The sequence below is a fragment of the Pseudomonas sp. Sample_20 genome, assembly GCF_004307585.1.
Taxonomy (GTDB): Bacteria; Pseudomonadota; Gammaproteobacteria; order Pseudomonadales; family Pseudomonadaceae; genus Aquipseudomonas; species Aquipseudomonas atacamensis.
Window position 1 is genome coordinate 36,714 of record NZ_RCOA01000030.1, and the last position, 10,188, is coordinate 46,901.

The 10,188-nt window shown below is 61.9% G+C and carries 11 protein-coding genes; 5 read left to right on the forward strand and 6 right to left on the reverse strand.

The features are described 5' to 3' along the window. Nucleotides 1–8: 8 nt before the first annotated feature. Nucleotides 9–647 (forward strand): LysE family translocator, encoded by a 639-nt coding sequence (locus tag D8U70_RS07675; protein WP_071173447.1) that lies wholly within the window; start codon nucleotides 9–11, stop codon nucleotides 645–647. A 1-nt stretch (nucleotide 648) separates the two neighbouring features. Continuing rightward, nucleotides 649–1,146, forward strand: coding sequence for a GNAT family N-acetyltransferase (locus D8U70_RS07680; RefSeq protein ID WP_122752253.1), 498 nt, complete (start codon nucleotides 649–651; stop codon nucleotides 1,144–1,146). Between the two features lie 151 nt (nucleotides 1,147–1,297). On the opposite strand, the gene metR is transcribed toward D8U70_RS07680, so the two are convergent. Continuing rightward, nucleotides 1,298–2,215 (reverse strand): transcriptional regulator MetR, encoded by a 918-nt coding sequence (gene metR, locus D8U70_RS07685; RefSeq protein WP_130928589.1) that lies wholly within the window; start codon nucleotides 2,213–2,215, stop codon nucleotides 1,298–1,300. Between the two features lie 216 nt (nucleotides 2,216–2,431). On the opposite strand from metR, the gene D8U70_RS07690 reads away from it, so the two are divergent. The 3 genes from D8U70_RS07690 to D8U70_RS07700 all read left to right on the forward strand — a co-directional run bounded on the left by D8U70_RS07690 (nucleotide 2,432) and on the right by D8U70_RS07700 (nucleotide 5,172). Further along, on the forward strand, nucleotides 2,432–3,466 hold the full coding sequence (locus tag D8U70_RS07690; protein ID WP_130928590.1) for an alpha/beta hydrolase: 1,035 nt from the start codon (nucleotides 2,432–2,434) through the stop codon (nucleotides 3,464–3,466). A 105-nt stretch (nucleotides 3,467–3,571) separates the two neighbouring features. Continuing rightward, a complete protein-coding gene (locus D8U70_RS07695) occupies nucleotides 3,572–4,267 on the forward strand; it encodes a hypothetical protein (protein WP_024014168.1) in 696 nt (231 codons plus the stop codon). After that, a complete protein-coding gene (locus D8U70_RS07700; RefSeq protein WP_073473188.1) occupies nucleotides 4,264–5,172 on the forward strand; it encodes a hypothetical protein in 909 nt (302 codons plus the stop codon). Before D8U70_RS07695 ends, D8U70_RS07700 begins: the two co-directional genes overlap by 4 nt. An 18-nt stretch (nucleotides 5,173–5,190) precedes the next feature. Here the strand turns inward: D8U70_RS07700 and D8U70_RS07705 are convergent, their stop codons facing one another. The 5 genes from D8U70_RS07705 to D8U70_RS07725 form a co-directional block, all read right to left on the reverse strand. Continuing rightward, nucleotides 5,191–5,520, reverse strand: a complete 330-nt coding sequence (locus D8U70_RS07705; RefSeq protein ID WP_172834034.1) for a GlpM family protein — start codon at nucleotides 5,518–5,520, stop codon at nucleotides 5,191–5,193. 8 nt (nucleotides 5,521–5,528) lie between these two features. Further along, nucleotides 5,529–6,854 (reverse strand): sigma-54 dependent transcriptional regulator, encoded by a 1,326-nt coding sequence (locus D8U70_RS07710; protein ID WP_016773388.1) that lies wholly within the window; start codon nucleotides 6,852–6,854, stop codon nucleotides 5,529–5,531. Next, nucleotides 6,851–8,752: an ATP-binding protein gene (locus D8U70_RS07715; RefSeq protein ID WP_073473185.1), complete on the reverse strand. Its 1,902-nt coding sequence runs from the start codon at nucleotides 8,750–8,752 to the stop codon at nucleotides 6,851–6,853. The genes D8U70_RS07710 and D8U70_RS07715 overlap by 4 nt, the downstream gene beginning before the upstream one ends. Nucleotides 8,753–8,980: 228 nt before the next feature. Further along, entirely contained in the window at nucleotides 8,981–9,715 is a 735-nt protein-coding gene (locus D8U70_RS07720) for an amino acid ABC transporter ATP-binding protein (protein WP_016773390.1), read from the reverse strand. Then, a partial coding sequence (locus D8U70_RS07725; protein WP_130928591.1) for an ABC transporter permease subunit occupies nucleotides 9,712–10,188 on the reverse strand: 477 nt, incomplete at its 5' end. The genes D8U70_RS07720 and D8U70_RS07725, both read right to left, overlap by 4 nt.

Genomic DNA, 10,188 nt, shown 5'->3' on the forward strand with positions numbered 1-10,188 from the left:
ACGTTGCCATGATCCCGTTGCAAGACCTGCTGATCTTCGCCGCCGCCGCATTGCTGATGGTGCTGACGCCGGGGCCGAACATGATCTATCTGATCTCGCGGTCGATCTGTCAAGGGCGCCGCGCCGGAGTGACTTCGTTACTTGGCGTGGTCGGCGGGTTCTTCGTGCATATGTTCGCCGCGGCGGCGGGTTTGACGGCGGTGTTTCTCGCCGTGCCGATGGCTTATGAAGTGTTGAAATGGGCCGGTGCGCTGTACCTGCTGTGGCTGGCCTGGCAAGCGGTGAAACCCGGCGCGCGTTCGCCGTTCGAAGCGCAGCAAATGCCGCCCGACTCGTCGCGCAAATTGATCACCATGGGTTTTCTCACCAGCGCACTGAACCCGAAAATCGCCGTGTTCTATCTGTCGGTGTTTCCGCAATTCATCAGCCCTGAGCACGGCTCGGTGTTCACCCAAAGCATCGTCCTCGGCCTCACGCAGATCAGCGTCAGCTTCAGCGTCAATCTGTTGATCGCGCTGTTCGCCGCAGGCATCGCCTCGTGGTTTGTGCGCAACCCGACGTGGCTGGCGATGCAGCGTTATTTCATGGGCTTGGTGCTCGGCGGCCTCGCCGTAAAACTGATGCTCGAACAACGCCGGACCGCCTGACATGTGGATCGAACGGCTGGACGCCAGTCACGCCCTGGCCTACCGCGAACTGATGCTTGAAGCCTATGACCGGCATCCGCAGGCCTTCACTTCCAGCGTGCGCGAACGCGCAGTGATGCCGTTGAGTTGGTGGGAAGGGCGCCTGACCAGCAAGCTCGATGTGGTGCTGGGGGCATTCGATGCCGGGACGTTGGCCGGGATTGTCGGCCTGGCGTTCGAACCGCGCGAGAAGGCGCGCCACAAGGCCACGCTGTTCGGCATGTATGTCTCGGCGGATTTTCGTCGCCGGGGTCTGGGCTTTGTTCTGGTGCAGGCGGCATTGGCCGAAGCGCAAAAGCATCCGGCGCTGAAACTGCTGCAGCTCACTGTCACCGCCGGCAATGACGCGGCTTTTCAGTTGTACCAGCGTTGCGGCTTCATTCAGTACGGCCTCGAACCACTCGCCGTGCGGGTGGGCGAAGACTACTTCGACAAGATCCACATGTGGCGCCAGCTCTGACCCAGCGATAATTTCCGCCTACTGATCGTTCCCACGCTCTGCGTGGGAATGCAGCCCGGGACGCTCTGCGTCCCATCCAAAGCCGAACGCAGAGCGTCCGTTGAGGCATTCCCACGCAGAGCGTGGGAACGATCATCTCCTGCACAGCAGATCAGCGTACGGCACTAACCCCATCCAGGGTCGAAAACGAAGTGTCCTTGGCGGTCAGCAGGAAGTCGCGCATATACGGCGCGTCGAGCATGTCGGTGCGAATCGCCGCGTACAGCGTCGCGAACAAGCCCTTTTCACCCAACCGTTTGCCCTTCACATAGCCGCGCGAGCTGTATTCATGCAGTGCCCAGTGCGGCATGCCGCAGACGCCACGGCCGCTGGCGACCAGTTGCATCATCATCACCGTCAGCTCGGAAGTGCGCACCTGCGCCGGTTCGATGTCGGCCGGTTCGAGGAAGCGGGTGAAGATGTCCAGGCGATCGCGCTCGACCGGGTAGGTGATCAGCGTTTCCGTCAACAAGTCTTCAGGAACGATGTACGGCTTGCTCGCCAGCGGATGCTGGTTGGCCACCGCGAGCATGGCTTCGTAGGTGAACAGCGGCACGTAAGTGATGCCGGCAATTTCCAGCGGATCGGAGGTCACCACCAGATCCAGATCGCCACGGGCCAGTGCCGGCAGCGGCGCGAAAGCGAAACCCGAAGCCAGGTCCAGCTCGACTTCCGGCCAGGCATCGCGGAACTGGTCGATGGTCGGCATCAGCCACTGGAAGCAGCTGTGGCATTCGATCGCCATGTGCAGACGCCCGGCGGTGCCACCGGCCAGCCGACCAATGTCCCGTTCCGCAGCACGCAACAGCGGCAGAGTGGCGTCGGCCAGTTGCAGCAGGCGCAGACCGGCGCTGGTGAAGCGCACCGGTTTGGTCTTGCGCACGAACAACTGCATGCCCATGCGCTCTTCCAGCTCTTTGAACTGGTGCGACAAGGCTGACTGCGTCAGATGCAGGCGGTCAGCGGCATCGACAAGGCTGTCGGCTTCGCGCAGGGCGTGCAGGGTTTTCAGATGTCGGATTTCAAGCACCGGCGGGCTCCATGAAGAAAACTTGTGACGAATGCGTGGAAGGTGAGTCTGTCTCATGAAGCACGCTTTGTCGATCTGCCGGCCAGGATCCAGCGATGCAATCAACAGCCGACCGCTCGGCACTCTTCATCAAACTGTCATGCAACTGTGGCAGCGCGCTCGCACGAACTTCATCAGACTCGCGCTCTACTGGGGTGCTGCGTTTTGGTGTTTTTCATGTTCAAGAGATTTCTTTCAGTCGCGGCCGCGTTGGCCGCGCTTTTGTTCGGGGCCGGCTCGTTGGCAGCCGCGCGCTGTGATGTCAACGTGCCGACCGAGCACGCCGAGCTGGCGCAGGTCAGTCTTGCCTATCAAAGTATCGGTCGTGCATCGGACCCGGCGCTGTTGCTGGTCATGGGCCTGGGTGGGCAGTTGATCCACTGGCCGGACGAAGTCGTTGTCGCTTTGTGCCAGCAGGGTTTCCGCGTGATCCGCTATGACAACCGCGACGTCGGATTGTCGACCTGGCGGCAGGCACCGATCGAGGCCAATCTGACCTTCGAAGTGCTGCGTTACAAGCTCGGTTTACCGGTGTCGGCACCGTACAGCCTGACTGACATGGCCGACGATGCGCTGGGCTTGATGACGGCGCTGAAGGTTGAGCAATTCCACGTGCTCGGCGCGAGCATGGGCGGAATGATCGCCCAGCACATGGCGGCGATGGCGCCGAAGCGGGTGGAAAGCCTGACGCTGATCATGACCACTTCCGGCGCTGAAGGCCTGCCGGCGCCGAGTGCGGCGCTGGTGCAGTTGCTCTCGCGGCGGGGCGCGCCGAACCGCGAAGTGGCGCTGGAGCAACAGGCCGATCTGCTCGCGGCACTCGGTAGCCCGGCGGTGACGGATGATCGTCAGGCCTTGCTGCAACAGGCGGCGGCGTCCTACGACCGCGCGTTCAACCCCGAAGGCGTCAAACGGCAAATCATGGCAATTCTTGCCGAACCCAGTCGCGTGGCTTTGCTCAATCAACTGCGCGTGCCGACCCTGGTGGTGCATGGCACTGCCGATCCGCTGCTGCCGGTGATGCACGGCGTGCATCTGGCGGCGCACATCCAGGGCAGTCAGTTGAAACTGATTCCGGGACTGGCGCATCGCTTTCAGGAGGCGTTCAAGGAACCGTTGCTGGCGGCGGTGCTGCCGTATCTGCAGGCGCATCGCGAGGATACTTCGCATTGGGCGCAGGTCGATCCGGCGGCGCCGAACAATCTGCTGTAACAGTGCCAGCATCCTGTCGCCAAAAAAATATCAATGTGCCACTATTGTTTGCCGCGTTGTTGCCGATAAGGCGCAGGAACGTTTTCAGACATAGGGACTTGATCCATGATTTTTCGCGCTACACGTCAATGGGCCGCGCTGGCTCTGCTCGCCGTACTGACTCTCACCGGCTGCGCCCATGTGCAACCGCCCGTGGCCCTGGACAAACAGTTCTGGGATGCCAAAGAGCCGACCATCGGTGTGGCCATTACCGTCGTACCGTCGCCGGTGCTGGCGCTGACCGGCAATCAGGGCATCCTCGATTACGCCATCAATGCCGGCGTCAACAGCAAGCTCAGCGCCAATGTCGAGACCTGGCAGGTGCGCGATCTGGAAACCCTGCCCGACGCCATCGTCGCCAAGCTGCAAGCCAAGGGCTACAAGGCCAAGCGCATTGATGAAAAGGTCGATCTGAAGACCTTCAAGGAAGTCGATTTCCGCGAGGGCTACATGACCAAAGACCTGTCGCCGATGAAAGCTGCCCACGGCATCGACCGTCTGCTGCTGGTGTCGATCTATGCCACCGGTGCCACCCGCAGCTACTACAGCATCGTGCCCACCAGCGTGCCGATGGCCCAGGTCGGCGGCCAGGGCATGGTGATCGATCTGTCGGACAACAAACTCTTGTGGTACCAGCCATTCGCCGCTGTGCAAGCCGCGCAAGGCGAGTGGGACGAGCCGTCTTACACCAACCTGTCCAACGCGTTTTATCAGGCGATGGATAACAGCCGTCAGCAAATGATCGCCCCGTTCGCGCAATGAAACGTCTGGCGCTGACCCTCGCGGTGATCTCGCTGCTGGTGTTGCCTGGCTGTGCGCAGAAACCGGCACCCGAGGCCGGTTTCAAGGATCAGGCCGCCATGAGCTATGTGCAGGCACACGGGCTGAAGGTCGACGTGCAACTGCCGGCGGAGTTTGTCGGCGCCAGCACGGTGATCGACAGCAAGGCGGCAGTGAACGCGGCCAATTCCAGCTACACACTGGTGTCGAGCTCCGGCGCGGGCGCTGGGCTGGCGGGGATTCTGGTGGCCAGCCTGATCAACACGCAAATGGGGTCCGGTACCTTACAGCGCGATGCCGAAAAAGCCGCGCTGAACGAATCGCGGCCGCTGGCCGACCTGCTTGTTGGCGTGCCGTTGCAGGAGCGCTTGCAACAGCGCTTCCAGGCGGCGTCGCAAGTGTCCGGATTCAAGCAGGGGACAGGTGCGGTGACGGCACGCTTGCTGATCGAACCGAAGCTGATGCTGACGCCCGATCGCGGCAGTTTCGTGCTGGTCAATCAGGTGCAATTGCAGGATATCGCCGGCTCGGCGCTGTACCGCATGCGCATCGAAGTGGCCAGTCAGCCGATCCGTCGTTGCGGCAAGCAATGCATCGATGACGGCGCCCTTGACCTGGCCAAGGTCACCGCCGTGCTGGATGAATGCATTGACGAATCCATGCGCGTGTTGAGCGCCGATCTGATGCAACCGACGCCACCGCCGGCCGCGCAGGAAACCCTGCGTTACGTGCTCGACGGCCAGCGCGTGGTCGAGCGCGGTTATCAACTGGCGCAGAACGGCAACTACTGGCGCTACCGCAATCTCTACGGTGCGGTGAAGTCAGTGCCGGTGCCGTTCGAGGATGCCTTGTCGTCCGCGCAACTGGCCCGAGTCTACGGTCGCTAGAGGCAGATGCGCGTGGGTTCAAGCATGCAGCCTGACCCACACGCTGACCAGCACCGTCGCCGCTATCAACCAGGCCACCGCCGCCACCGCCAGTGACGCTTCCAGGCGCATGCGGTCAACCATCACGTACAACGTCGCCAGATAGACGAAGTAGGGAATGATCGACCACATGCCGAACACGATTGTGGTCTTCAGATCGTCGACCGAACGGCCCTTGCCGACGATGTAATGCGCGATCAGGGCAAAGGTCGGGAACAGCGGCACCAGGCCGGCGATGTAATAGTTCCTGGTCTTGGACAGTGCCGCGAGGATCAGCACCACTGCGGCGCCGATGGCGGCTTTGAGAATCAGATCCATCAGTGGCTCAGCCCGTACTTTTTGACTTTGTCGAACAGCGTGGTCTTGGCCATGCCCAGTTCCTGGCTGGCCTGGGTCAGGTTGCCGCCGCTGCGTTGCAAGGCGTCGACCAGCAGATTGCGCTCGAACGCTTCCACCGCTTCGGCAAACGCCAGGCCCTGGCCGGCGCTGGCCCCGGATTTCTTGAAAGCCGGCAGGCCGAGGGCGAAGCGTTCGGCGACGTTGCGCAGTTCGCGCACATTGCCCGGCCAATCATGGCTCATCAGGTTCGACAGGGTCTGGTTGTCCAGTTCCGGCAGTGCGCGATCAAAGCGCAGCGCCGACTGCTGGGTGAAGTGTTCGAACAGTTGCAGGATGTCTTCACGGCGTTCGCGCAGCGGCGGCAATTCCAAGGTCACGACGTTGAGGCGGTAGTACAAGTCGCTGCGAAATTCCCCGGCCTTGCTCGACTCATCAAGGTCGGATTTGGTCGCCGCAATCACCCGGCAATCCACTGCCACGCTCTGGTTCGAGCCGAGACGTTCGAGGGTGCGTTCCTGCAATACGCGCAGCAACTTGATCTGCAACGGCAGCGGCATGCTTTCCACTTCATCGAGGAACAGCGTGCCGCCGTCGGCGTGCTCGATCTTGCCGATGCGGCGTTTGCCGGCGCCGGTGAAGGCGTTGGCTTCGTGGCCGAAGATCTCGCTTTCAAAAAGGTTTTCCGGCAGGCCGCCGCAGTTCAGCGCGACGAACTGTTTGCTGTGGCGCCGACTGAAATCGTGCAGGCAACGGGCGACCAGCTCCTTGCCGGTGCCGGTCTCGCCTTCGATCAAGACGTTGGCCGAAGTGTCGGCGACGTTTGCGATCAGTTCGCGCAGATTCTGCATCGCTGGTGAACGGCCGATGATCCGCCCTTCAAGGGAGTCGCGTTCAGCCAGTTGCCGACGCAACGAGGAAACCTCGCGGGCGAGGCTGCGTTGCTCCAGCGCCCGTCGCGCGACATCGACCAGGCGCTCCGGCGAGAACGGTTTTTCCATGAAGTCGTAGGCGCCTTTCTGCATCGCGCCGACGGCCATGGAAATGTCGCCGTGGCCGGTGATCAGCACCACCGGCAGGCTGCGGTCACGTTGCTTGAGACGGGTGAGCAATTCCAGGCCATCGATGCCCGGCAGGCGGATGTCGCTGATGACGATGCCGGCAAAGTTGTCGCCGACCTGCGCCAGTGCTTCTTCGGCACTGCCGACGCCGATGCACGGAATGTCTTCGAGGGTCAGCGCCTGTTGGCAGCCGAGCAGCACATGGGGGTCGTCTTCGACAATCAACACACTGAGTTCGTGGTTCATATTGGCTCGGCAGGAGTAGGGCTTACCAACGGTAAACTGAGGACGAAAGTGGTGCCACCGCCGGCCGGGTGTTCGACACCCAGGTGCCCGCCGGTAGCGGCGGCGAGGCTGGCGGACAGGGTCAGGCCCAGTCCCAGGCCTTGCTCGCCGGGCTTGGTGGTGAAGAACGGTTCGAACAGATGCTTGCGCGCTTCGGCGTCGATGCCGTGGCCATTGTCGCGCACCCGCAAGCGATACTTGCCGTTGAATTCTTCACCCTCCAGCCACAGCTGCGGCTGCGGTTGCGCGTGCATGGCGTCGAGGGCGTTGCCGATCAGGTTGACGAGGATCTGTTCGAGGCGGGTCTGATCGATCAGCAATTGCACATCGGCAAACTGCCGGTGAATCTGCAGCGCGGTGTTTTCCACGCGCGCGCCGAGCACTTGCAAGGCGGCGTCGACGGCTTTGCCGAGACTGGCCTGACCCTTGTTGTCGCCGCGCCGGGCGAACGAACGCAGGCTGGCGGTGATCCGGCCCATGCGGTCGATCAGGTCGTTGATGGTCTTGAGGTTGGTGCTGGCGACGTCGAGCTGGCCGCGCTCGAGAAAGCGCACGGTGTTGCCCGACAGCGTGCGCATGGCCGCCAGCGGCTGGTTCAATTCATGGGCGATGCTGGTCGACATCTGGCCGATGGCCGCGAGTTTGCCGGCCTGCACCAGTTCATCCTGGGCGCGGCGCAACGTCTCTTCGGCCTGGCGGCGCTCGCGGATCTGACTCTTCAGGCGTTCGTTGCTGGCGCGCAGATCGGCGGTGCGTTCGGTAATCCGACGTTCGAGTTGGCTGTTGGCTTCCTGCAACGCTTCGCGGGCGGCGAGGCGGGTGGCGAGGACTTTGCGCCGCTCGTTCCAGGCAATCAGCAGAAAAGCGAACAGGGCAAACGCCACCGCCACCAGAATGCCTTGGTTGATCGCTTCGCGGCGCAGGTCCTGCAACGGCGTGAGCAGGGTGAAATTCCACGGCGTGTCGCTCAGCAGTCGGGTTTGCGCCAGATAACTGATGTCGTCTTCGTCGGGCTGTAATTCGCTGTTGGCCGGGAAGGTCAGTTTCTCCACGCCTTCGGCCAGTGTCTCGCGGGCCAGCGGTTGCAGTTCGTTGAGTGGAAACCAGTAATACTGCAGGCTGCGGGCGAGTTTTTCCTTGACCTCGTCGCTGAGCGGGATCACCGATTTCAGCCGTCGCGCCGGATCGCTGGAGAGAATGATGATGCCGTTCTCATCGCTGACGAACGCTTCCAGACGCGCCCGTTGCCAGCGCTCTTCCATGGCTTCCAGACGCACCTTGACCACCGCGACACCGATGATCTTGCCGTGCTCTTCGAGGCCGTGGGCGAGGTAGTAACCGGGTTCGCCATTGGTGCTGCCGATGCCATAGAAGCGCCCGGGCTGGCCGCGCACGGCATCCTTGAAATAGGCGCGGAAGGACAGGTCTTCACCCAGGTAACTGTCGACATCGCGCCAGTTGCTGGTGGCCATGACCCGGCCGGTGGTGTCCATGACGTAGATGGCCCGGCTGCGGCTGCGGCGGTTCAGGCCTTCGAGGTAATCGTTGACCGTCTGCCGGTGCTCCGGGGTCGGGTCGGCCAGCAACTGCGGCACACTGGTTTCGAGTTCCAGCAGACTGGGCAGGTAGGTGTATTTGCTGATCTCGCTTTCGACCGCGCGGGCGTGCAGTTCCAGCTGACGCTGACCGTTCTCGCCGAGGCTGCGGATGCCGAAGTGTTCACTGGTCCAGAAGCCGATGAAACCCAGTCCGACCATCAGGGCGATGATCAGCGGCGGCAGGAACAGATGACGGATCAGACGGGGCTTCACGGCAAGTGATGGCTCTGCAGCGCGATAAAGAGTGGGGTCGCATTTCATCACAGATGCCTTGGGTCAACCACAACACTTGTTTGTGCCTGTGGCGAGGGGATTTATCCCCGTTGGGCCGCGAAGCGGCCCCAAAACGATCACTGCGGTTTAACTGAAAGACCGCATGCACAGGTTTTACGACTGCTGCGCAGCCGGACGGGGATAAATCCCCTCGCCACAGGGGATCTCATTGTCAGGCTGCCCGCACCCCACAGACAGGGTGCGGGTGCGTTGCTTTTAGTGCTGCAGGATTTTCTCGAGGAAGTGCTGCGCGCGTTCGGAGCGGGCGCTGATGTCGCCGAAGAATTCCTCTTTCGGGCAGTCTTCGATGATCTTGCCCTGGTCCATGAAGATCACCCGGTCGGCCACTTTACGGGCGAAGCCCATTTCGTGGGTCACGCACATCATGGTCATGCCTTCGTGGGCCAGCTGCACCATGACGTCGAGCACTTCATTGACCATTTCCGGGTCGAGCGCCGAGGTCGGTTCGTCGAACAGCATGACGATCGGGTCCATCGCCAGCGCACGGGCAATCGCCACACGCTGTTGCTGACCACCGGACAGTTGCCCCGGATGCTTGTGGGCGTGCGCCGACAAACCTACGCGCTCGAGCAGTTGCAGACCTTTTTTGGTCGCCTCTTCCTTGCTGCGACCGAGCACCTTGATCTGCGCGATGGTCAGGTTTTCGGTGATGGTCAGGTGCGGGAACAGTTCGAAATGCTGGAACACCATGCCCACGCGCGAACGCAGTTTCGGCAGGTTGGTTTTCGGGTCGGCGATTGACGTGCCGTCAACCACCACGTCACCTTTCTGGAACGGCTCCAGGGCGTTGACGCACTTGATCAGCGTCGACTTGCCGGAACCCGACGGGCCGCAGACCACGATCACTTCGCCTTTCTTGACCTCGGTGCTGCAATCAGTCAGCACCTGGAAGTCCCCATACCACTTGTTGATGTTTTTGATAGAGATCATACGGCGAACCTTTTTTGCAGACGCTTGACCAACCGCGAGGCGGCGAAGCTGATGATGAAGTACACGAGACCGGCGAAAATCAGGAACTCATTGGAGCGGCCGATGATGTCGCCGCTGGCACGCGAGGCGTTGAGGAAATCCACCAGGCCCACGGTGTAGACCAGCGAGGTGTCCTGGAACAGGATGATGCTCTGCTGCAGCAGCAGCGGGGTCATCTTGCGGAACGCCTGCGGCAGGATGATCAGGCGCATCATCTGCCCGTAGTTCATGCCCAGCGCTTGCGCGGCACCCATCTGGCCCTTGGAAATCGACTGCACACCAGCACGGACGATTTCGCAGAAGTACGCCGCTTCGAACATCATGAACGCCACGACGCACGAGGTGAACGCGCCGATCGGCGTGTCTTCGCCGGTGATCCAGCGCAGCACGAACGGCACCGCCAGGTAGAACCAGGTGATCACCAGCAGCAGCGG